The 216-nt window shown below is 68.5% G+C and carries 1 protein-coding gene; it reads right to left on the bottom strand.

The features are described from left to right. Positions 1–216: Hsp70 family protein (locus RRF55_RS29025; protein WP_439419453.1), on the bottom strand; the 216-nt coding region annotated here is incomplete at both ends.

Below are 216 nucleotides of genomic sequence, written 5' to 3' on the forward strand. Positions count from 1 at the left end.
CGCGCGTTGGGCAGCATGGCCGCCACGCTCTGGCGCAGGGCAGGGATGCCGCTGGAGCCGCCGGTGAAGAATACCGTGTCGACCTGCGCCACCCCTACACCGGCCTTGTTCAGCAGCTCGCCGACGCTGCCACGCACACGTTCGAGCAGGCTGTCGATGGACGCCTCGAACAGCGCACGGGTCAACTCCACACTCAGCTCGGGCTGCACGCGCTTG

It is taken from the genome of Klebsiella sp. K47 (genome assembly GCF_051858335.1).
Classification (GTDB): domain Bacteria; phylum Pseudomonadota; class Gammaproteobacteria; order Enterobacterales; family Enterobacteriaceae; genus Klebsiella; species Klebsiella pneumoniae.